The organism is Methylophaga sp. UBA2513 (assembly GCF_002341285.1).
Taxonomy (GTDB): Bacteria; Pseudomonadota; Gammaproteobacteria; order Nitrosococcales; family Methylophagaceae; genus Methylophaga; species Methylophaga marina.
The window spans coordinates 141,955-162,780 of record NZ_DDNT01000020.1 but is presented as its reverse complement, the minus strand read 5'-3'; the positions used below and the strand labels follow the sequence as shown (position 1 = coordinate 162,780).

The 20,826-nt window shown below is 43.8% G+C and carries 21 protein-coding genes, 3 tRNA genes and 1 riboswitch; of the genes, 10 read left to right on the top strand and 14 right to left on the bottom strand.

The window, feature by feature from the left end; translation table 11 throughout:
* Positions 1-126: 126 nt before the first annotated feature.
* The 3 genes from B3V56_RS12500 to B3V56_RS12490 all read right to left on the bottom strand — a co-directional run bounded on the left by B3V56_RS12500 (position 127) and on the right by B3V56_RS12490 (position 403).
* Positions 127-202, bottom strand: a tRNA-Thr gene (locus B3V56_RS12500).
* A gap of 18 nt (positions 203-220) precedes the next feature.
* Positions 221-294: transfer RNA gene (locus B3V56_RS12495), tRNA-Gly, on the bottom strand.
* Between the two features lie 24 nt (positions 295-318).
* Positions 319-403: transfer RNA gene (locus B3V56_RS12490), tRNA-Tyr, on the bottom strand.
* 192 nt (positions 404-595) lie between these two features.
* On the opposite strand from B3V56_RS12490, the gene hslV reads away from it, so the two are divergent.
* From hslV to B3V56_RS12450, 8 genes are all read left to right on the top strand, one after another.
* The gene (gene hslV, locus B3V56_RS12485) at positions 596-1,138 is read left to right on the top strand and encodes an ATP-dependent protease subunit HslV (RefSeq protein WP_286305556.1); all 543 of its coding nucleotides are present in this window, start codon (positions 596-598) and stop codon (positions 1,136-1,138) included.
* Between the two features lie 8 nt (positions 1,139-1,146).
* Positions 1,147-2,466 carry an ATP-dependent protease ATPase subunit HslU gene (gene hslU / locus B3V56_RS12480; RefSeq protein WP_289244666.1) on the top strand — a complete coding sequence of 440 codons (1,320 nt, stop codon included), beginning with the start codon at positions 1,147-1,149 and terminating at the stop codon, positions 2,464-2,466.
* An 11-nt stretch (positions 2,467-2,477) separates the two neighbouring features.
* Positions 2,478-2,834: a DUF971 domain-containing protein gene (locus B3V56_RS12475; RefSeq protein WP_286305559.1), complete on the top strand. Its 357-nt coding sequence runs from the start codon at positions 2,478-2,480 to the stop codon at positions 2,832-2,834.
* A gap of 14 nt (positions 2,835-2,848) precedes the next feature.
* On the top strand, positions 2,849-3,595 hold the full coding sequence (gene ubiE, locus B3V56_RS12470; RefSeq protein WP_286305560.1) for a bifunctional demethylmenaquinone methyltransferase/2-methoxy-6-polyprenyl-1,4-benzoquinol methylase UbiE: 747 nt from the start codon (positions 2,849-2,851) through the stop codon (positions 3,593-3,595).
* Positions 3,596-3,599: 4 nt separating this feature from the next.
* Positions 3,600-4,190, top strand: coding sequence for a ubiquinone biosynthesis accessory factor UbiJ (locus B3V56_RS12465; RefSeq protein WP_289284352.1), 591 nt, complete (start codon positions 3,600-3,602; stop codon positions 4,188-4,190).
* A 43-nt stretch (positions 4,191-4,233) separates the two neighbouring features.
* Complete coding sequence (ubiB, locus tag B3V56_RS12460) at positions 4,234-5,904, top strand: ubiquinone biosynthesis regulatory protein kinase UbiB (RefSeq protein WP_286305562.1); 1,671 nt, start codon at positions 4,234-4,236, stop codon at positions 5,902-5,904.
* 5 nt (positions 5,905-5,909) lie between these two features.
* Entirely contained in the window at positions 5,910-6,743 is an 834-nt protein-coding gene (gene djlA / locus B3V56_RS12455; RefSeq protein WP_289283674.1) for a co-chaperone DjlA, read from the top strand.
* A gap of 53 nt (positions 6,744-6,796) precedes the next feature.
* Positions 6,797-6,876, top strand: a riboswitch (cyclic di-GMP riboswitch).
* A 19-nt stretch (positions 6,877-6,895) separates the two neighbouring features.
* Positions 6,896-7,606 carry a hypothetical protein gene (locus tag B3V56_RS12450; protein WP_289283673.1) on the top strand — a complete coding sequence of 237 codons (711 nt, stop codon included), beginning with the start codon at positions 6,896-6,898 and terminating at the stop codon, positions 7,604-7,606.
* A gap of 89 nt (positions 7,607-7,695) precedes the next feature.
* Here the strand turns inward: B3V56_RS12450 and B3V56_RS12445 are convergent, their stop codons facing one another.
* The 6 genes from B3V56_RS12445 to B3V56_RS12420 all read right to left on the bottom strand — a co-directional run bounded on the left by B3V56_RS12445 (position 7,696) and on the right by B3V56_RS12420 (position 13,794).
* Positions 7,696-9,366, bottom strand: a complete 1,671-nt coding sequence (locus B3V56_RS12445; RefSeq protein WP_289283672.1) for a formate--tetrahydrofolate ligase — start codon at positions 9,364-9,366, stop codon at positions 7,696-7,698.
* A gap of 69 nt (positions 9,367-9,435) precedes the next feature.
* Positions 9,436-10,044 carry a UbiX family flavin prenyltransferase gene (locus B3V56_RS12440; RefSeq protein ID WP_289283671.1) on the bottom strand — a complete coding sequence of 203 codons (609 nt, stop codon included), beginning with the start codon at positions 10,042-10,044 and terminating at the stop codon, positions 9,436-9,438.
* 2 nt (positions 10,045-10,046) lie between these two features.
* Positions 10,047-11,390 (bottom strand): UDP-N-acetylmuramate:L-alanyl-gamma-D-glutamyl-meso-diaminopimelate ligase, encoded by a 1,344-nt coding sequence (gene mpl / locus B3V56_RS12435; RefSeq protein ID WP_289284351.1) that lies wholly within the window; start codon positions 11,388-11,390, stop codon positions 10,047-10,049.
* Entirely contained in the window at positions 11,390-11,905 is a 516-nt protein-coding gene (locus B3V56_RS12430) for a hypothetical protein (RefSeq protein ID WP_289283669.1), read from the bottom strand. The genes mpl and B3V56_RS12430 overlap by 1 nt, the downstream gene beginning before the upstream one ends.
* Positions 11,906-12,020: 115 nt before the next feature.
* Positions 12,021-12,974 (bottom strand): glutaminyl-peptide cyclotransferase, encoded by a 954-nt coding sequence (locus tag B3V56_RS12425; protein ID WP_286305568.1) that lies wholly within the window; start codon positions 12,972-12,974, stop codon positions 12,021-12,023.
* 22 nt (positions 12,975-12,996) lie between these two features.
* Complete coding sequence (locus tag B3V56_RS12420; RefSeq protein ID WP_289283667.1) at positions 12,997-13,794, bottom strand: ABC transporter substrate-binding protein; 798 nt, start codon at positions 13,792-13,794, stop codon at positions 12,997-12,999.
* Positions 13,795-14,079: 285 nt separating this feature from the next.
* On the opposite strand from B3V56_RS12420, the gene B3V56_RS12415 reads away from it, so the two are divergent.
* Entirely contained in the window at positions 14,080-14,337 is a 258-nt protein-coding gene (locus B3V56_RS12415; protein WP_289283666.1) for a hypothetical protein, read from the top strand.
* A 28-nt stretch (positions 14,338-14,365) separates the two neighbouring features.
* Here B3V56_RS12415 and secF read toward each other — a convergent pair whose 3' ends face one another.
* From secF to tgt, 4 genes are all read right to left on the bottom strand, one after another.
* Positions 14,366-15,316 carry a protein translocase subunit SecF gene (gene secF / locus B3V56_RS12410; RefSeq protein WP_286305571.1) on the bottom strand — a complete coding sequence of 317 codons (951 nt, stop codon included), beginning with the start codon at positions 15,314-15,316 and terminating at the stop codon, positions 14,366-14,368.
* 11 nt (positions 15,317-15,327) lie between these two features.
* On the bottom strand, positions 15,328-17,181 hold the full coding sequence (gene secD / locus B3V56_RS12405; RefSeq protein ID WP_289244656.1) for a protein translocase subunit SecD: 1,854 nt from the start codon (positions 17,179-17,181) through the stop codon (positions 15,328-15,330).
* 46 nt (positions 17,182-17,227) lie between these two features.
* Positions 17,228-17,563: a preprotein translocase subunit YajC gene (yajC, locus tag B3V56_RS12400; RefSeq protein WP_286305573.1), complete on the bottom strand. Its 336-nt coding sequence runs from the start codon at positions 17,561-17,563 to the stop codon at positions 17,228-17,230.
* Positions 17,564-17,642: 79 nt separating this feature from the next.
* Positions 17,643-18,749 (bottom strand): tRNA guanosine(34) transglycosylase Tgt, encoded by a 1,107-nt coding sequence (gene tgt, locus B3V56_RS12395; RefSeq protein WP_289283665.1) that lies wholly within the window; start codon positions 18,747-18,749, stop codon positions 17,643-17,645.
* A gap of 122 nt (positions 18,750-18,871) precedes the next feature.
* Between tgt and pyrF the strand changes: the two genes are divergently transcribed.
* Positions 18,872-19,564, top strand: coding sequence for an orotidine-5'-phosphate decarboxylase (gene pyrF / locus B3V56_RS12390; protein WP_289283664.1), 693 nt, complete (start codon positions 18,872-18,874; stop codon positions 19,562-19,564).
* A 48-nt stretch (positions 19,565-19,612) separates the two neighbouring features.
* On the opposite strand, the gene B3V56_RS12385 is transcribed toward pyrF, so the two are convergent.
* Positions 19,613-20,806 (bottom strand): methyl-accepting chemotaxis protein, encoded by a 1,194-nt coding sequence (locus B3V56_RS12385; RefSeq protein WP_289284350.1) that lies wholly within the window; start codon positions 20,804-20,806, stop codon positions 19,613-19,615.
* Between the last annotated feature and the right edge of the window lie 20 nt (positions 20,807-20,826).

Genomic DNA, 20,826 nt, shown 5'->3' with positions numbered 1-20,826 from the left:
GTGCCCACGTTGACGTGGGGTTTAGAACGTTCAAATTTTGCTTTAGACATGAGTAGTATCCCCGGCACTAAATTTATTGAGCCAAAAAATCAAAACAGGCAGGAACACCCTGCCTAAGACAAATTGTGGAGCCCGCAATCAGAATCGAACTGATGACCTCATCCTTACCATGGATGCGCTCTACCGACTGAGCTATGCGGGCCTAAATTCTTCCAAAAAATGGAGCGGGTGATGGGAATCGAACCCACGTGATCAGCTTGGAAGGCTGGAGTTCTACCATTGAACTACACCCGCAATTCAGTCATCTTGTATATTAAATGGTGGAGGGGGAAGGATTCGAACCTTCGAAGGTAGAACCGTCAGATTTACAGTCTGATCCCTTTGGCCACTCGGGAACCCCTCCACTAAAGACGTGGCATTTTCCGTAAAACCGAGACTAATGTCAACACTTAAATCAGTAATTCTTATTTAGCTGCTGTCTTTGTACTCGAGATGGCTAAATCTATTCATGATTAACTGAAGTAGAAAAGCATGAATAGTATACTATTGCGTTCTATAAATTTGTCACACTTTAAAAAATCAAACAGGAGTCTCTATGGAGCAGTACCGCGGTACGACTATCCTTTCCTATCGCCGTGACGGCCAAGTGGTCATTGGTGGTGATGGGCAGGTGAGTCTTGGCAATACCATCATGAAAGGCAATGCACGCAAAGTCAGACGTCTTTATCACGGTAAAGTGATTGCTGGTTTTGCCGGTGGCACCGCAGATGCATTTACGTTGTTCGAACGCTTTGAAGCAAAGCTTGAAAAGCATCAAGGTAACTTAACTAGAAGTGCACTTGAGTTAGCTAAAGACTGGCGCACTGACCGGATGATGCGGCGCTTAGAAGCTTTACTCGCTGTCGCCGATGCAGAAGCATCACTGATTATTTCTGGTAATGGCGATGTGATCGAACCAGAACACGGTCTTATTGCTATTGGTTCTGGCGGTCCGTTTGCTCAAGCTGCTGCGACCGCTTTATTGCAAAACACGTCACTCAGTGCGAGAGAAATTGTTGAGAAAGGGTTGAATATTGCCGCTGATATCTGCATCTATACTAATCACAATCTTACAATCGAAACTCTGGAATCAAACTGACATCTACCATGCAATCATTAACGCCAAAACAAATAGTTAACGAACTTGATAAACGCATCATCGGACAACAAGCGGCAAAAAAAGCGGTGGCTATCGCTTTGCGTAACCGCTGGCGCCGCCAACAACTAGATGCCTCACTTCAACATGAAGTCACGCCAAAAAACATTCTTATGATTGGCCCAACGGGTGTAGGCAAAACAGAAATTGCTCGTCGACTTGCCGCTCTCGCTAATGCCCCTTTCATTAAAGTCGAAGCCACAAAATTTACTGAGGTGGGTTATGTTGGCCGTGATGTTGAATCAATCATTCGCGACCTCGCTGAAACTGCGATGAAGATGTTACGTGAATCGGCAATATCCTCAGTTAAAACAAAAGCCGAAGATGCTGCAGAAGAACGCATTTTAGATGCCTTACTGCGACCAGCACGCGATGTTGATAGTGAAGATGAATCAGCCACTCGCCAACGTTTTCGCAAAATGCTGCGCGAAGGTAAGCTCGATGATCGCGAAATTGAACTTGAACTGAATGCGCCAAATGTTGGTGTAGAAATCATGTCTCCACCGGGCATGGAAGAGATGACCAGTCAGCTTCAGGAAATGTTTCAGAACATGGGAACAAACCGTAAGAGCACACGCAAGATTACTGTTGGTAATGCCATGCGCATACTGGCTGAAGAAGAAGCTCTAAAACTCATTAATGAAGAAGAGTTGAAAGCGGATGTGCTGGAGCGTGTCGAACAAAACGGCATCGTCTTCCTTGATGAAATTGATAAAATCACCGGTCGTGGTGAGAGTGGTAATAACGCTGATGTCTCCCGTGCAGGCGTTCAGCGGGATTTATTGCCTCTGGTTGAGGGCAGTACAGTTTCGACTAAATACGGCATGATAAAAACCGATCATATTTTGTTCATTGCCTCTGGCGCCTTTCATTTGAGCAAACCTTCTGATCTTATTCCTGAACTTCAGGGTCGTTTACCCATACGCGTCGAACTTGATGCACTTTCTTCTGCGGATTTTGTCCGCATTCTGACCGAACCTGATGCCTCATTAACCGAGCAATATATTGCATTGCTGGCTACTGAGGGAGTGGAACTTCGTTTTACCGACGACGGTATCGAACGAATTGCCGAACTTGCCTGGGAAGTGAATGAGAAAACCGAAAATATTGGCGCACGACGCTTACACACCATGCTTGAGAAATTGTTAGAAGACATTTCTTATGAAGCAGGGAGTGAACAGAATCTCTCCGTCGTCATTGATAGAGACTATGTCAATGAACAACTGTCCGTTGTAGCTGAAGACGAAGACTTATCACGCTATATTCTGTAAGGAATGCTTTAATGGCAGAAACTCAATTACCAACAGACATCACCTTGCACAAACAATCAAAGTGCCTATCTCTCAGTTATGGCGATAGGCAATATCGTCTTTCCGCTGAATATTTACGCGTTTACTCACCTTCTGCAGAGGTACGTGGGCACGGTCCCGGACAAGAAGTTCTGCAAACAGGTAAAGAAAATGTTGGTCTCGATAAAATCGAACCCGTAGGTCACTATGCGCTAAAGTTGTTTTTTGATGATGGTCATGACAGTGGTTTGTATACATGGGATTATTTATACGAACTTGCCATGCATCAAGAATCCCTCTGGCAAGACTATCTTAACCGGCTCGAAAAAGCCGGTTACCAGCGCCAATAACAATAGGTCACGTTATGGAAGTTAAAGAGACAACGCATTTCGGTTACAAAGAAGTGCCCACTGCCGAAAAAGCCAAGCATGTAGCTGAGGTTTTTCACTCCGTTGCCGGTAAATATGATCTTATGAACGACTTGATGTCGCTTGGCATTCATCGTTTCTGGAAACGATTTACCATTCTCAACAGTGGTGTACGGCGCGGAGCTACAGTTCTGGATATCGCAGGCGGAACAGGTGACTTGACGCGGAAATTTTCCAAGCTTGTTGGTGACACAGGTAAAGTGGTGTTAGCCGATATCAATGCCTCAATGCTCAATGTTGGTCGTGACCGTCTAACAGATGACGGTATTGTCGGTAATATCGAGTATGTTCAAGCCAATGCAGAAGCTCTGCCCTTTCCTGACAATAGTTTTAACTGTATTACCATCGCTTTTGGCTTGCGTAATGTCACGGATAAAGACAAAGCCTTAGCTTCAATGTATCGGGTTCTCAAACCCGGCGGTCAACTGATGGTCTTGGAGTTTTCTAAACCTGCTGAATGGATGGCCCCCGTTTACGACGCCTATTCCTTCAAGATATTGCCACAACTAGGAAAAGTATTTACTGGTGATGAAGACAGCTACCGCTATTTGGCTGAATCTATTCGTATGCACCCAGACCAAGAGACCTTGAAACAGATGATGGAAAATGTAGGATTTGAACGTTGCGAATATCACAATATGACTGCTGGCATCGTTTCACTTCATCGTGGTTACAAGTTCTAACCCCATGACTACACTATTGCGTCCTATCGAGTTTGCCATCAATCAGGGGTTAAAACAGGATCCTGAAACGTGTGAGCGCCTTGAGGCTTTCGAAAATCGCGTCATCGTTATCCATGTTGAAGACTGGCAGCAATATCTGCATGTCTCCTTCCATCAATCTACTGTCAAATTGTCACATAACGATGAAGAGAACGCTGACTTATTAATCACTGCGAAAGCCTTGAGTTTATTAAAACTCGCCAAGCAGCCTGAGCATTTATTTTCTAATGAAATCCATATTCACGGTAATGTTCAGTTCGCTAAACAATTACAAGACGTACTGGATGGTTTCGATTTTGATTGGGAACAACAAATAGCCAACGTAACTGGTGACGTTATCGCCCAACCGCTTAGTTATGCGATTAAACACAGTTTCTCATGGCTGAATGCAACTCAACGTTCATTATCTATGTCACTTTCCGAGTACCTTCGTGAAGAAGCGCACATATTACCGGACAAGATTCAAATTGATGACTTTATGAATGATGTGGACAGGTTAACTGCGGATATCGATCGACTTGAAGCACGAATAAACAGGTTGAAAACAGAGTATTGACATTGTCTCTTGACCGCAGTCATAACCATGTAAGGAGCCATTAATGAAGGCTAATCAGTTATCCAGGCTGATTCAAATTAATCACGTCCTGGCAAAACATCGCCTGGACGAAGTGATCAAAGCAATCCATTTATTGCGTCCGCTTCGGTATTTCAGTTTTTTATCGCCACATCGCTGGCGCAATAAACAATCGACACTGCCTCGAGGCGAAAGATTAAGACTGGCATTACAGGACTTAGGACCTATCTTTGTAAAGTTTGGACAGGTGTTATCAACGCGTCGCGATCTCTTGCCGCCTGACATAGCCAATTCATTAGCTAAACTTCAAGACCAAGTAGCACCTTTTCCCGCTGAGCAAGCAAAACAACTGATTGATAAAGCCTATGAAGCAGAATCCATTGAGACATTATTTGCTCATATTGAACCTGAACCGCTTGCTTCAGCTTCCATCGCACAAGTACACGCAGCTACATTAAAAAGTGGTGAGCAAGTCGTTATAAAACTGGTTCGTCCTGGCATAGAGCCCATTATCAAGCGTGATATTGCTTTGTTGTATACCTTGGCATCTTTTGCTGAACGATACTGGTCTGAGGGAAAACGATTACGGCCCAGAGAGATCGTAGCTGAGCTTGAGAAGAACCTTTTTGATGAACTCGATATGTTGCGCGAGGCCTCTTCAGCCTCTCAACTGCAACGCAATTTTGAAGGCACCACCTTACTATATGTCCCCAAGATATACTGGAAGCTGACCAAGCCTAATATCCTGGTTCAAGAACGTATTTATGGCACGCCTATTAGCGATACTGAAGGTTTAATCGCGAAAGGTGTGGATATGGCAAAACTGGCAGAAATGGGGGTCGAAATCTTTTTCACCCAAGTATTCAAGCATAGTTTTTTCCATGCGGACATGCATCCCGGTAATATCATGGTGGATAGTCATGATCCGGCAAATCCACGTTATGTTGCTGTTGATTTTGGCATCATGGGGACATTATCTCCAGATGATCAGCGTTATTTAGCTGAAAATTTCCTTGCCTTTTTCAATCATGACTATCGCCGGGTTGCCGAGTTACATGTGCAATCAGGCTGGGTGCCGGCTGAGACTCGACTTGATGAGTTTGAAGCAGCCATAAGAAGTGTTTGTGAACCCATATTCGCTCGTCCTTTAAAAGAAATTTCTTTCGGACAACTGCTGCTGAGACTTTTCCAAACAGCGCGTCGTTTTAATATGGAAGTACAACCACAGTTGGTGCTGCTACAAAAAACCTTACTGAATATTGAAGGCTTGGGCCGTGACCTCTATCCAGATCTGGATCTATGGAAAACAGCCAAACCCATTTTAGAATCATGGATGAAGGAAAAAATGGGCTGGCAAGCAGCGTTAAGAACACTAAAGCAAGAAGCTCCTCATTGGGCTGAAACCTTACCCGAGATGCCGCGTCTATTATATGACCTGACTAAGAGAGCCCAAGATGGTCAGCTGAACGTTAATTTAGCATCACATGATATTCAACAGCTGCGTAAAGAAATCAAAAAAGCCAGTTATCGTAGTGCTGCTGCTACCTCTGGCGCTGCATTTTTGGTAGGCGCTGCCGTTATCACCGGTCTCGATGGTTACTCGACAACTATGTTTGCAGGGTTACCAGTACTGAGCTGGGTATTTGGGCTATGGGGGCTCGGTCTTATTTATTTTAGTATTTCAAACAAAAGTTAATTGTTATGTTTAAGTGGATTGGCCTTATTCTAGGCTTTATATTACTCAGTACGATGAGTGTAGGATTACTCATTTTAGGAATTTTTGGCGCACTGATTGGCTTACTGTTTGGTGGTTTTGCTGACCGTATACGAGCGTATGGTCTGGGCGGTGCTAATCCATTTACAAGTCAAACCCGTCAAACAGTTTTTCTTGAAACTGTGTTTGTTTTGATGGGGAAACTAGCGAAGGCAGATGGTCGAATCAGCCAGATTGAAATCGATCACGTGGAAGCCTTTATCAAAAAAATGGGGATGTCGGGTGAGCATCGACAAGAAGCCATCCGCCAATTTAAGCGAGGCGCAGAACCCGACTTTGATATTACAGACACAATGAATCATTTCAAACAACATTGTGGTAATACGTTTAATCTAAAACAAGTCTTACTGGTTTACCTGATAGTCATGGCCTTAGCCGATGGTAAGCTTGATCCACAAGAAAAAGATATTCTGGAACAAGTCTCTGCTCAGTTAGGATATAACCGGGCCGAGTTTAACCGTATTCTGGATATGGTGATGAGCCAGGCAAGTTTCGCAAGAGGTCATCAGCAGCAATACTCTTCCGGTCCGCAGCGCTCTTATTCTGATGAATTGGCCGATGCTTATAAAGCGCTTGGGGTGACTGAAAAGAGTTCTAATCAAGAAATTAAACGTGCTTATCGAAAACTGATGAGCCAATATCATCCGGATAAACTCATGGGACAAGGCGTTCCAGAAGATATGATTGCCGTTGCCACAGAGCAAGCGAAAGAAATTCAGTTAGCATACGATTTAATAAAAAAACATCGAGAACAAAATTAACAATTTCGTTTTATTTATTATTATCTGTTTGGTACTATTTTTTCTGGAAACACTTTAACCAAAGCCAAACTCGGTGTGAACCAAGGACGGAAAGTTACAGACCTTATGATACTAAGGTGGCTGTACTGCAATAATATCTAAGGAAAGAACACATGAAAAAAATAGTTTTTATCGCACTGGCTTTATTTACTGGTTTAACTAACGCTGCTATAGCTGCAACAAGCTTATCAACTAATGGTTCATGGCAAACAGCTAATGGCGACCTAAGTTCATTGCTCGGCCAGTCTGCACCAGCTACATGGTCTTACGATACAGACCTAGCATCAGCGACCCTTTACTCATCATATGCTCTTCCAAGCACAGGCACAGTGAGTACATACGTATCATCAAATTACGTTCTCTCAGGTACAGCTGCCCCCACTTTGTTTGATGGCAGCCAGTTTGCTCTCAGTATATTAGATAATACTATTGCAAACCTTGATGCATTCAATACAGATATCGTTACATCGATGGTGAATAAAGGTCTTAATCCTGATATCACAGGTGATGCGATTCTATTTACAACTAGCACTCTTTTTCCGGTGTCTGAATTCACAGAAAGTTTTTCTCTGTCTGGCCTGATGATGTTTGATAAAGACTTTTTCACTGGCCCTATATCAACATTACCTTCTGCTGATATTCTGCTTGATAATGCATTATTCATTTATGCATCACTTTCACATGAAATTAACTTTGAAGAAACTGGCTTTGCTAGTTATATCCAAACGCCATCAGCAGTGCCTGTACCTGCTGCCTTATGGATGTTTGCTCCAGCGTTGTTAGGTTTTCTTGGTTTGCGCCGCAAGGTGAATACTCAGGCTTAAAAAATTTAAGCACATAAAAGAAAAAAGCCGTAGTGATAAACTTCTACGGCTTTTTTGCTTAACACCCTTAATATTTGAGCTTTTTTATATCAAAACAGCCCGACTATTGAGCCATTATCATCAATATCAATACGTTCAGCAGCTGGGTGCTTAGGTAATCCAGGCATAGTCATCACATCCCCACAAAGTACAACCAGAAAACCAGCACCGTTTGACAGACGAACATCACGAATTGTCAGCGTATGATTCTCAGCCGTGCCACGTAAGCTCGGGTCACTGCTAAAAGAATACGGTGTTTTTGCCATACAAACTGGAATATCCCCGTGCTGCTCGTTCAACATAGCGATCTTATCCATCACTTTTTTATCAGCAACGACTTCACCACTGCCATATAGACGTTTAGCAACCTGATTAATTTTGTCCCATAGCGGTAAACTATCAGGATATAACAGACGACAAGGCTCAGCAGGGCTATCCAGTATTTCGACAACACGTTCCGCCAGTGTTTCGGCACCGGCCCCACCTTGTGCCCAATGACGAGCAAGAATGGCTTCAGCTCCCATTTCTTTTACAGCCGTTGTAATTAGTTCTATTTCTGCATCGCTATCATTAACAAAGTGATTGATGGCAACAACACAGCGTAGACCAAACTCATTTTGTAAGTTGCTTAAATGCCGTTTTAAATTAGCCAGTCCCACCTTTAACGCATCGAGGTTTTCTTCGCCAAGCTCTTTCAGTTCCAGACCACCGTGATATTTCAAGGCTTTTACTGTGGCGACAACAACAGCCATATCTGGCTTAATCCCAGCTTTGCGACACTTAATATCAATAAATTTCTCAGCACCTAAATCCGCTCCAAAGCCCGCCTCAGTGACCACATAATCACTCAGCTTAAGTGCCATTTTGGTTGAGATAACTGAATTACAGCCATGCGCTATGTTCGCAAATGGACCACCATGAACAAAGGCTGGATTATTTTCTAAGGTCTGCACAAGATTGGGTTTTATCGCTTCTTTTAGTAATGCAGCCATAGCACCGTGGGCCATGATTTCTCGAGCATATCTTGGTGTCCCATCAACGGAATAGCCGATCAGGATATCTCCCAAGCGTTGCTTCAGCTCAGGCAAAGAATTAGCTAGGCAAAAGATAGCCATAACTTCCGAAGCAACAACAATATCAAAGCGCTCTTCACGCAAATAACCATTGGCAGGACCACCCATACCCACCACGATATCCCGCAATGCACGGTCATTCATATCCATAACTCGCTGCCAGACAATACGTCTTGCATCCAACTGTAATGCATTTCCATGATGGATATGATTATCAATCATCGCTGATAATAAATTGTGGGCAGAAGCTATTGCATGCAGATCGCCAGTGAAGTGAAGATTGATATCCTCCATGGGTACAACCTGAGCATAACCGCCACCCGCAGCCCCGCCTTTCAAACCAAAGCATGGCCCCATAGAAGGTTCGCGTACACAGACAATGGATTTCTTACCAATTCGGTTTAGCGCATCACTCAGGCCGATCGTGGTTGTCGTTTTTCCCTCACCAGCAGGAGTCGGACTAATAGCAGTTACTAGGATTAACTTACCATCCGGCCGTTTTGCCAACTCATCCATGACATCTAATGATACTTTCGCTTTGAAATGTCCGTATGGGTCAATATGTTGAGAGGCAAGACCCAGCTTTTCCTCGGCGAGCTGGATGACTTCCTGCATGGCAGCCTGTTGGGCAATTTCAATATCAGACATGGTTTTCCTGAACGGCATTAAATTTAAGCCACATTATACGTGAGTTAACGACGAATCCCGAATAGCCCATTACTCCCCCCATCGCGGCATCAAGTCATGCTCTATCTTGGCTTGGTCAAGTATTCTCGCGACAACAAAATCGACCACTTCAGCTAAGGATGTTGGATTAAAATAAAATCCAGGATTGGGTGGCAAAATACAGACTCCCAGTTTAGCTAACTTCAACATATTTTCGAGATGAATCACAGAAAATGGCGCTTCTCTTGGAACCACGATCAATTTCCGATCTTCTTTAAGCATGACGTCGGCAGCGCGGTTGATTAAATTATCACTCTGACCACAAGCAATTGCTGATAACGTTCCCATGGTACATGGGCACACAATCATGGCGGGCACGCGATGTGAACCACTTGCCAGTGGTGATGACCATTGTTGTTCACCATAAACCTGCAATTGTTCAGGAACACAGTCGAATTCCTGACTCAGCTTTTCCTGCACATCCGATGCTCTTGCAGGCAACTTCCAATTGAGTTCATCAGCGAGCACAATTCTACCAGCGGTAGAAATCATTAAATGTACCGTGAGCCCTTGCTTGAGTAATACCTGCAATAAACGCTTCGCGTAAGGCGCGCCAGAAGCACCGGTAATGGCTAATGCAATTTGTTGCTGATCCAACATTCTTAAGCTATCGCCTCTAAAATTCGCTGATGAATACCGCCAAAACCACCATTACTCATTACTAAAATCTCATCACCCGCTTGTGCTTCCTGGCTGATCGTCTTCACAATAGCATCGATCGAGTCAAAGACACTAACATGTTCGCCCAGTGTTTCAGTCACGTTTTTTAATGACCATTTCAAGTCGCTATCTTGTAACAACAATACTCTATCTGCCTGAATAAGTGACTGAGCCAGAGTATCTTGGTGAATTCCCATCTTCATCGTATTTGAACGAGGTTCCAATACAGCTACCAGACGACGGTTACCTATTTTGGCTCTCAGCCCAGCAATTGTTGTTGCTATCGCTGTCGGATGATGGGCAAAATCATCATAAACACGAATGTTATTGATTTCACCTTTTAACTCTAAACGACGCTTCACACCAGCAAACACGGATAAAGCCTCACAGGCATGCTCAACCGTGACACCAACATGATGGGCAGCAGCAATAGCGGCAAGCGCATTATTCACATTGTGTTGGCCGAGCATATCCCAACTGACTCGGGCTGTAGACTCACCATATCTGACTTCAAACTCACTGCCATCATTTTTCAATAATGTCGCACACCAATCAGCATCAACACCCAATGTCTGTCTTGGCGTCCAACACCCCATATTAAAGACATGGTCAATCGTCTTATCCTGAGGTGAAATAATCAAACCCTGTTCAGGTACCGTTCGTACCAGATGGTGGAATTGCTTTTGAATTGCAGCCAGATCATCAAAGATATCAGCATGATCAAACTCAAGATTATTAATAATCAGTGTTCTGGGCATGTAATGCACAAATTTTGAACGTTTATCAAAAAAGGCCGTGTCGTACTCATCTGCCTCAATCACAAAAAATGGCGTATTACCTAAACGTGCTGTTTCGCCAAAATTATCAGGGACACCGCCTATCAAGAAACCTGGCTGCATACCTGCATGCTCCAGAATCCATGCTAATAGACTACTCGTCGTCGTTTTTCCATGTGTACCCGAGACCGCTAATACCCATTTGCCTTGCAGGACATGTTCATTTAACCATTGAGGGCCAGACACATAAGGCAGACCTTTGTTTAAAACATACTCCACAGCCGGGTTGCCACGCGACATGGCATTGCCCATCACCACTAAATCAGGTGCAGGGTCTAAATGCTCAGGTTTATAGCCTTCTTTTACATCAATACCTGCAGCGGCAAGTTGGTCACTCATAGGCGGATAGACATTGGCATCAGAACCACTGACTGTCATGCCTAACTCCCTCGCAAGAATCGCCACCCCCCCCATGAAGGTGCCGCAAATCCCCAGTATATGAATGTGCATTAAGTCACTCCTGAAATAGTAAGTCCAACAACTATCAACGATACGATGACATATGCCACCGTGATAACGGCTGCCAGCCCCGGTCGGATATCTAGTGCATACCTGAAGATATGTGCAACAACAAATAAACTCCAGAAAATGATAATAAGCACCATCAATAGAATGATGCTGATCAGTTGACTATGTGGTTCGACCAACCTGAATACAGAAAAAATAGGCCAACTCACCAGACCTACGATAGCGCCAGTACTGGCCATCGCTGTAACAGTTTGTTCAAAGCGATGAGATAAACCTCTACTGACTAATAATAGTTTTGTCACGATGATCAACATAATTGTGTCGGCTAGACTCGCCACGAGACTGATAATCCAGTTGTGATCGATATGACTGACCAGCACGCCGACCATAAAGTAACAGACGATACTGATATTAACTAATACTGATGATGCTGGAATATCTGCAGGGCTGGCCTGGAACAAACAAATCTGCAAAAAACGCTTAATCACTTTATTCATCGAGGCATAATAACGTGTCAGTAATTGCTAACAAAGTATTTAATGATCTTTTTCATCACAAACAAAAAAGCCCGGCTTTATAACCGGGCTTTTTCTAAGAAGGTTTAACTATAAATCAATCGTCAACTACTACGCCCCATGGGAATTTTCCAACGTTGATAGTTTTGATATTTTTGTTTGTCGCTGTATCAACAACAGAAACCGTGCCACTCACGCCATCTGCTGTGTATAAACGCGAACCATCACGAGTCATTCCTAAGCCCCATACACGTTTGCCTACAGGGATATTAGCCTGCATCTCAAGCGTTTTGGCATCAAGTACTGCGACAGAATTACCACGACCAGTTGTCACGTAGATTGTTTTATCATCAGGACTAACCGCTATGTCCATCGGTTTTGAATTAGGTAAGTCGATTTCTGCTTGTTTGATAATGGACAGCGTTTTGGTGTCGATAATAGTGACTTCATTACCCACTTCACTGCTTGAATATGCCAATGAACCGTCACTGTTAAATGCTAGACCACGAGGACGCGCAGCAACCAAAATATTTTTCACCACTTTATGTTTTGCAGTATCGATAACATGCACCATGTTGGTGGACTCGCTGGTGACCAATACCAGACTTCCGTCAGGTGAAACAGCGACACCTTCTGGTTCCAGACCAACGGGAATCACTTCAATGGTTTCGCCTGTTTTTGGATCAATCACACTGGCTTGTGCGTCATCTTCATTAGAGATGTAGATATTGCCATTAGGTGCCACATCAAATGTTTCCGGATCATCACCTGCATCCAGTTTTTTTACCACTTCTAATGTATCAAGATTTACAACGGCAATAGCGCCTTCCTCACTGATGGCAACATAAAGCTGTTTTTGGTCTGGCGATAAACCGATACCTCTAGGACGTTCTCCGATATTGATGGTATTGATTACCTCATTGGTTTTTGTATCAATAACACTGACTGTATTGTCTTTTTCATTGGTCACAAATGCACGGTGTGAAGGTTCAGCCCAGGCCGCTGTGCTGGCTAAAACCAATGTCGTTAACAAAATACTTTTTAATTTCATTATGCTTCCTTCTTCTCTCAAATTATTTACAGCTGATTAGTCCAAGACTATCCAGCCCACCCTTAACACCTCTTAAAGGTGCTTCGGCAACGATGTTGTCATCTTTATCTATCAGCAGAACAATCTGACGTAATTGTCCAGTATCTCTGAATGTGGCGGTGTCACCTTTTTGTCCATCAAAAGACAAGTCCTTCTTGAGGTAGTTCAGCATAGCTGCAGAATCCGTTTTTTGAGTTCTCGCTACAGTATCAGACAACATTTTGATAGCAGCCCATCCGGCCCATGCATCATCCGTCATTTGTGTTTTATGGTTTCTGGTAAAACGATTATTGAGTTGTGACGCTGCAAATTTTACAAAGTCATGATGCCAGGCATGCGCTGTTACTAATTTATCTGGGTTTTTATTTTGCCATTGAGCTAATGCATCCTGCTTCATTTGCTTACTCAGGGGAATATTTAATAAGTTTGGCAAACAAACCTGTCGCAGACTGTCAGCATCTGAACTCAAATTAAAGACCGGTACAGTAGTCAACTTATTCAGTTTAGCTATTTCCAGCATATGCTTTGCATCAGTGCCAACCAGAACCGCCGTTATCTCAGACGCTGGTAATGCCTCAACCTCTTCTTCCGTGATGTTTTTAACATCATATGTTTGGCCTAGAAACTGACCTTGCAAATTAGCCTCTGTTAGACCTTGCTGTATACCAGCCCACACTTGGCCATCTGTAGGTCCTATGTAGTGAAGCGTCACATTAATAGTATTGGCAAAAATGATTTGGGGCCATAACAGCAGCATGGCAACCCCGAGATTCTTCAGCATATTTAAACTCTCCGTTATTATTCTTTGTTTGTTGCCTGTGACAATACACAATCACATGGCTAAATAAATCAGCAAATTCCCTAATTTTATAGAGCAATCATCACTCCATAAGGTTTGCTTCTAAACCATTGTGTCAGTAAAACACCCTTTTTACCTCTAGGAGTTTTTCCTGTTTTTTTTGACTAAGATCACAATTCACTAATCACGGCCATCTTTTCGATCGGTTTTCATCTCAAGAAATCAGGACCTGTGTCGATATCTTGATTATCACAACAGGTAGTTTTTATGAATAAACAATTCCGCTCTTTACAGATGCAGCAAACACAGGAAAGCCTCGAAGAATTTATGAATTTTATGAGCTTTCGTTGTGATTGTAGTGGTGTAAGAATATTGTCTATTGAAACAACAGAACAGGCTGCCATTAGAGATGAAGCAGAACGTTCAGGTAAGGTGGTCTCAATCGGATCTCGTCGCAGAACCAAACCTGTGACAGTAACTATCAGTAAAGAGCTGCGGTTTAACGATCAAAATATACACTCATAAAAAAAGCCCGATTGCTCGGGCTTTTTTATTAAACTTGGCTACCATCTTCACCAATTTCCTGGTCACTCTCCTTCACTGGTGGTAGCAAATCTTCTTTACTTACCCCCATAAAGAGCACAGCAGAGCTTGCTACGTAGATCGATGAATAAGTACCAATCATGATGCCTAACAGTAACGCCTCTGCAAATGAATGAATGACTTCACCTCCAAGCACAAATAAGGCAAAAACAACCAGCAGCGTCGTAAATGAAGTCATCAGCGTACGACTCAAGGTTTCATTTAAAGATGAATCAATCACTTCTTGTGGTGAGGCCTTACGCGCTTTTAAAAATCCTTCCCTGACTCTGTCAAAAACCACAATGGTGTCGTTGAGAGAATAACCAATGATTGCCAATACAGCGGCAAGTACCGTTAGATCAAACTCAACATGGGTTATGGAAAAGAAACCTAGAGTGATAATAACGTCATGCACCAAGGCGGCAACAGAGGCGATAGCAAAACGATATTCAAAACGGAAAGCCACATAAATCAAAATACCAATTAAGGCATATAAAACCGCTAAACCGCCTTGTTCAGTTAAATCATCGCCTACCTGAGGGCCAACAAACTCGACACGACGCACATCGATGGCATTACTGGAATCGACTTGTAGCAGCGAGACAACATTGTTACTGATTTCAGCCATATTCTCAGTTTCGATTATCGGCAAACGAACTAAAACATCATGGATAGAACCAAAATTCTGAACAACAGCCTGAGGATAGCCACCATTTTGAAGGGTTGATCGGATGTTATCCAGATTAGCAGGTTCTTGATAACCGAGCTCGATCATGGTTCCACCTGTAAAGTCGATACCAAAGGTTAAGCCTTGTGTTATCAACGAACCGATAGAAACAATCAGTAATATGCTCGAGAACACCAGCGCAGGCCAGCGTTTCGACATAAATTTGATATGCGTTTGTTTATTAAAAAACTGCATGAAAATGATTCCTAAATTGATAGCTTAGGTTTATGTTTACGACCGTAAAACAGATTCACTAAGGCACGTGTGCCCATAATTGCCGTAAACATAGAGGTTAAAATACCGAGTGATAAGGTGACCGCAAAACCTTTAATTGCACCTGTACCAAAACCAAACAAGACAATTGCAGCAATGAGTGTCGTGATATTCGCATCGGCAATGGTCGAAAAGGCTTTGTCATAACCTGAGCTGATACTGGCTTGGGGGCTATTGCCATTGCGTAGCTCTTCTCTAATACGCTCATAAATCAACACATTGGCATCCACAGCCATACCAACGGTGAGAACGATACCGGCGATACCTGGCAAGGTAAGTGTCGCTTGGAGTAATGAGAGTAATGCCACGATAAATATCAGGTTCGCAGCCAGTGCCATATTGGCAAACACACCAAATACTCGATACCAGATAATCATGAAAACAAGCACTAAAATAAAGCCGATAATGACAGATTCAAAACCCTGCTCGATATTTTGCTGTCCCATGCTTGGGCCAACCGTGCGCTCCTCAACGATTTCTATCGGTGCGGCCAATGCACCAGCGCGTAATAGTAGTGATAAGTCTCGTGCTTCCGTAGTGCTGTCCAGTCCAGTAATCTGAAACTTCTTGCTCAACTGATCTCGTATAGTGGCTACATTGATAATTTCAGGTACCTGGCGACGTACAGATACCAGCTCACCATCAATTTCTTTTGTTTCCATTTTAGACTCAATGAAAACCACCGCCATTGGGTTACCAATATTATCGCGAGTGACATTACTGAAAGCGCGCGCGCCTTTCCCATCTAAAGTCACGGAGACGGCAGGCGAACCAGACTGACCATCTAGTGTTGATGCCGCATTGATAACATGCTCACCCGTTAACATCACACGCTTATCAAGAAGGTATGGGCGACCATCACGACTGTAATAAAGCTCCGTGTTTGGTGGGATACGGCCATTGAGTGCATCTTTTACATCATGCTCGATATCAACCAGTCTAAACTCAAGTGTTGCCGTCGCTCCCAGGATTTTCTTTGCTTGAGCAGTATCTTGCACACCTGGTAGCTGGACGACGATTCGGTCTTCGCCTTGCTGTTGCACAGTCGGCTCTGCCACACCCAGTTCGTTTATGCGATTTCTCAAGGTGGTGATATTTTGTTGTAAGGCTAATTGTTTTGTTTCACGAATGCTCTGTTCAGACACATTCATAATAAGCTCAGGGTTAGCCTCATCTTCTGAAACGGTCACTTGAAGATCATTAAAATCATTGTTGATCAACGCTTCCGCTTTATCTCTGTCCTCAGTATTTCTCAGAACCAGAACAATAGTCTGCCCTTCTACTTTGATTTGTTTATAACGAATTTTTTCATCACGAAGTGATAAACGGATATCGCTACCATAGCTATCTAAGCTTTGCTTAACCGCAGCATCCATATCGACTTGCATAAGGAAATGAACGCCTCCTCTCAAGTCCAAGCCCAGATTCATCGGCTCTGCGCCCATAGAAGCTAACCAGTGCGGTGTTGTGGAGGCAAGATTCAAGGCGATGATGTAATCACCGACTAAGGTTTTACTTAAGACATCTTTTGCCTTTAATTGATTATCAGCAGAGGTCAGCCGGATGAGTAACTTATCATCTTCAAGCTGAACACCTTTATAATCAATCCCAGCCTCTTTTAAAGCCTTTTCTGCTTTGTCTGCTAGATCCAAGTCCACTGTGGCCGTTCTGCCAGCAGAAATCTGGACTGCCGGGTCATCCCCATAAAGATTGGGTAGCGCGTAGAGCCCTGCGACCAGTAACACAACAAGAACGAGTAGATTTTTCCACAGTGGATATCGGTTCATATTTAATTCCTGACATTTTCAAGCCATCTGAAGCGATGGCCAGACTTTATAGCTTTTTCAATGTACCTTTTGGCAAAACAGCATTCACTGATTCACGACGCACTTTCACTTCAACATTTTCAGCAATCTGAACAGCGATAGCGTTATCAGTGATTTCAATAATTTTCCCCATCAGGCCACCATCGGTAACGACTTCATCACCTTTTGCCAATGCAGACTGCATAGCCTTGTGTTCTTTAGCGCGTTTTTGCTGCGGTCTGATTAACATGAAATAGAACAACACCAGCAAAATAATAGGAAATGCGAAATCCATCATGCCTGGAGAAGCAGCCGTTGTTGTCGCTGCATCAGCAGCAGCGGCCGGAGAGATAAAAAAGTCCATCGTTAATCCTCAAAATCAACAAGAAAAAAGAAACCGATTATGCCACAGCAGACCCAGTGTTCGATAGCATTGAAGCGTTTTAAACAATTTCGGTTTGCCTTAGCGCATAAAACTCTTGGCGGAATTGTTCCAGCGTATTGTTTTCTATGGCCTGCCTTAAGCCTTTCATTAATGTCTGGTAATAATGAAGGTTATGGATGGTATTTAACCGAGGGCCAAGCATCTCACCTGTTTTATCTAAGTGGTGTAAATATGCCCGGCTATAATTTTGACAGGTATAACAATCACAATAGGGATCCAGAGGTTTCGTATCCGTCTTGAACCGACTATTACGAATTTTGATGACGCCTTGATGAACGAATAGGTGTCCATTTCGAGCATTACGGGTTGGCATGACACAATCAAACATATCCACGCCACGCATCACACCTTCGACAAGATCTTCAGGTCGGCCAACCCCCATAAGATAGTGCGGTTTATCTTCAGGCATTCTTGGCGCCAGAAAATCAAGAATGCGTATCATGTCCTCTTTGGGCTCACCAACAGACAGTCCACCGATGGCATAACCATCAAAGCCAATCTCTGTTAAACCATCCAGTGAAATTTGACGCAGCTGCTCATGCATCCCACCTTGCACGATACCAAATAACGCAGAAGGATTATCGCCGTGGGCTTCCTTACTGCGTTTTGCCCAGCGTAGGGATAACTCCATAGAGTTTGCTGCTGTTTCAAGATCAGCAGGATAGGGGGTGCATTCGTCAAAAATCATCACGATGTCACTACCCAATGCACGCTGCACAGCCATCGATTCTTCAGGACCCAGAAATACTTTATTACCATTGACTGGAGAACTAAAATGCACACCTTGCTCTGTAATTTTACGCAACTCGCCTAAGCTGAAAACCTGAAAACCGCCAGAGTCAGTTAGAATTGGCCCTTGCCACTGCATAAAGTCATGCAAATCACCGTGAGCTGAGATAATGTCGGTGCCGGGCCTCAACATTAAATGAAATGTATTACCTAATAAGATTTCAGCCCCTGTTGCACCGACTTCTTCTGGCGTCATAGACTTAACTGACCCATACGTTCCAACAGGCATAAAAGCTGGGGTTTCTACGGTTCCCCGAGAAAAAGTTAAGCGTCCTCGACGAGCAAAGCCATCTCGCGCAAGTAAATCAAATTTCATTCATTCATTCTCAGCAAAAAACGCCCGACAGCATATCATTTTCTTGATCTAAACGGCGAAACAGACGCAATTCTGATCTTCTTAAGGTAGGATCACGGTCATTATAAGTAATGGAGATATCAATGTCCGACTCTAGAATCATTGTTGCCCTTGACTATGCTAACGCGAGTGATGCCATGCAAATGGCCGATCAAATTGATCCAGAACGTGCGCGAGTGAAAGTGGGAAAAGAACTTTTCACCCGTTCAGGTCCTCAAGTTGTCACTGACTTAGTATCGCGTGGGTTTGATGTCTTCCTCGATCTGAAATATCACGACATTCCGCATACAGTGGCAAAAGCCTGTGCTGCGGCGGCTGACTTAGGCGTTTGGATGTTAAATGTGCATACGCTCGGCGGGCCAGCCATGATGCGTGCTGCCAGAGAAGCAGTTGAACAATCATCCAATAAACCTTTATTGATAGGTGTAACGTTATTGACTAGCATGGATCAAACGACTTTTGATCAGATTGGCCTTACCGGCAATATGTCTGAGACTGTCACCCGACTTGCTCAATTGGCAAAACAAAGTGGTCTTGATGGCGTCGTCTGCTCGGCTCAGGAATCCAGTGCCCTCCGAGATACGCTGGGTAATACCTTTCAACTTATTACTCCTGGCATAAGACCGGAAGGCAGTGAAAAAGGCGATCAACATCGTATCATGACACCCAAACAAGCATTAGACGCGGGAAGCCATTACCTTGTGATTGGCCGTCCAATTACCAAAGCACCCGACCCGATGCAGGCACTTGACGAGATAGAACAAAGTCTACGTTAAATAAAAAAGCCCGGTTACCCGGGCTTTTTTTATGAACTGTGTGAAACGTTATACCTTAAACTTACTCGCCGCTTCCTGAAGTTGGGTAGCAAGATTACTCAAGGTTTCGACAGCGACTGAAGACTCTCTCGCGCCCTCCGCTGTATGCTCAGCCACCTGACTGATATTAACAATACCGCGGTTAATATCTTCAGCTACGGAAGATTGCTCATTCGCAGCGCTGGAGATTTGTGCGCTCATTTCATCCATGGTTGAAATCATAGCGGTGATAGAGTCCAAGGCAGCACCAGCACTTGATGCCTTTTCCACACTATGTTTTGCTCTTTCACGACCTTCGTTCATGACCTTAACAGCGACTTGAGCGCCTTGCTGTAATCGCTCAACCATCTCTTCAATTTCATGCGTAGAAGATTGTGTTCTCGCCGCCAGTGTACGAACTTCATCAGCAACAACAGCAAAGCCACGACCATGCTCACCTGCGCGTGCCGCTTCGATCGCAGCGTTCAGTGCAAGTAGGTTGGTTTGTTCTGTAATACCACGAATGACATCCACTATCGCGCCGATGTTACCAATGTCTGACTCCAGACTACTTAACTGCTCTGCGGCTTTTTCCACCTCAGTGGCCAATGAGTCAATAGCCTGCATGGTTTCCATGACAACTTGTTTACCAGCCTTGGCCTCGATATCGGCATTACGAGCTGCTTCAGCAGCGCTCGATGCTGTTCTTGCTACTTCTTGCACTGAGGCTGTCATTTCATTCATTGCCGTCGCAACCTGAGTCGTTTCAGACTGTTGACGGAGTACACCATCCACCGTTTCTTTACTGATGGCTTGCATATTATCACTCGCTGAAGTGAGCTGCGTTACCCCACCAACAAGTGTGTGAACTAAGTTAGCAACATTTTTTCTAGCACTGTCTAATTCAAATGCCATCCAACTAAAGTCACTTTTACCTGATATGGCCACTTTCTTAGTGAGGTCACCTTTTTTGATGTTTTGAATCGCACCGACCAAGGTGGTAGCACGTTTATCACCAAAACGGCCTATGTAGTGTGCGATGCCAATCACCGAAATGCTGGCGACGACGACATATATCGCAGCGATATAAATTGCTTCAATTTTCTTGATATCAGAGTGATACATATAGCCTTCAAGAACAAGTAGTCCCAGTAAGGCGAATACACCCAGCCCACCAATGATATACATGCGTTTTCTCAAAGAGAAATTTTCAAGTTTAAACACGCCCGTCTCTCCCGGATTGA

Excerpts from the sequence above, each read along its gene's own strand:
- B3V56_RS12430 (WP_289283669.1), bottom strand. The coding sequence starts at position 11,905 with ATGAATAAAGTGATTAAGCGTTTTTTGCAGATTTGTTTGTTCCAGGCC.
- hslV (WP_286305556.1), top strand. The coding sequence starts at position 596 with ATGGAGCAGTACCGCGGTACGACTATCCTTTCCTATCGCCGTGACGGC.
- pyrF (WP_289283664.1), top strand. The coding sequence starts at position 18,872 with ATGTCCGACTCTAGAATCATTGTTGCCCTTGACTATGCTAACGCGAGT.
- secD (WP_289244656.1), bottom strand. The coding sequence starts at position 17,181 with ATGAACCGATATCCACTGTGGAAAAATCTACTCGTTCTTGTTGTGTTA.
- hslU (WP_289244666.1), top strand. The coding sequence starts at position 1,147 with ATGCAATCATTAACGCCAAAACAAATAGTTAACGAACTTGATAAACGC.
- ubiE (WP_286305560.1), top strand. The coding sequence starts at position 2,849 with ATGGAAGTTAAAGAGACAACGCATTTCGGTTACAAAGAAGTGCCCACT.
- B3V56_RS12475 (WP_286305559.1), top strand. The coding sequence starts at position 2,478 with ATGGCAGAAACTCAATTACCAACAGACATCACCTTGCACAAACAATCA.
- B3V56_RS12445 (WP_289283672.1), bottom strand. The coding sequence starts at position 9,366 with ATGTCTGATATTGAAATTGCCCAACAGGCTGCCATGCAGGAAGTCATC.
- B3V56_RS12415 (WP_289283666.1), top strand. The coding sequence starts at position 14,080 with ATGAATAAACAATTCCGCTCTTTACAGATGCAGCAAACACAGGAAAGC.
- ubiB (WP_286305562.1), top strand. The coding sequence starts at position 4,234 with ATGAAGGCTAATCAGTTATCCAGGCTGATTCAAATTAATCACGTCCTG.
- B3V56_RS12450 (WP_289283673.1), top strand. The coding sequence starts at position 6,896 with ATGAAAAAAATAGTTTTTATCGCACTGGCTTTATTTACTGGTTTAACT.
- B3V56_RS12465 (WP_289284352.1), top strand. The coding sequence starts at position 3,600 with ATGACTACACTATTGCGTCCTATCGAGTTTGCCATCAATCAGGGGTTA.
- B3V56_RS12440 (WP_289283671.1), bottom strand. The coding sequence starts at position 10,044 with ATGTTGGATCAGCAACAAATTGCATTAGCCATTACCGGTGCTTCTGGC.
- yajC (WP_286305573.1), bottom strand. The coding sequence starts at position 17,563 with ATGGACTTTTTTATCTCTCCGGCCGCTGCTGCTGATGCAGCGACAACA.
- secF (WP_286305571.1), bottom strand. The coding sequence starts at position 15,316 with ATGCAGTTTTTTAATAAACAAACGCATATCAAATTTATGTCGAAACGC.
- B3V56_RS12425 (WP_286305568.1), bottom strand. The coding sequence starts at position 12,974 with ATGAAATTAAAAAGTATTTTGTTAACGACATTGGTTTTAGCCAGCACA.
- B3V56_RS12420 (WP_289283667.1), bottom strand. The coding sequence starts at position 13,794 with ATGCTGAAGAATCTCGGGGTTGCCATGCTGCTGTTATGGCCCCAAATC.
- mpl (WP_289284351.1), bottom strand. The coding sequence starts at position 11,390 with ATGCACATTCATATACTGGGGATTTGCGGCACCTTCATGGGGGGGGTG.
- tgt (WP_289283665.1), bottom strand. The coding sequence starts at position 18,749 with ATGAAATTTGATTTACTTGCGCGAGATGGCTTTGCTCGTCGAGGACGC.
- djlA (WP_289283674.1), top strand. The coding sequence starts at position 5,910 with ATGTTTAAGTGGATTGGCCTTATTCTAGGCTTTATATTACTCAGTACG.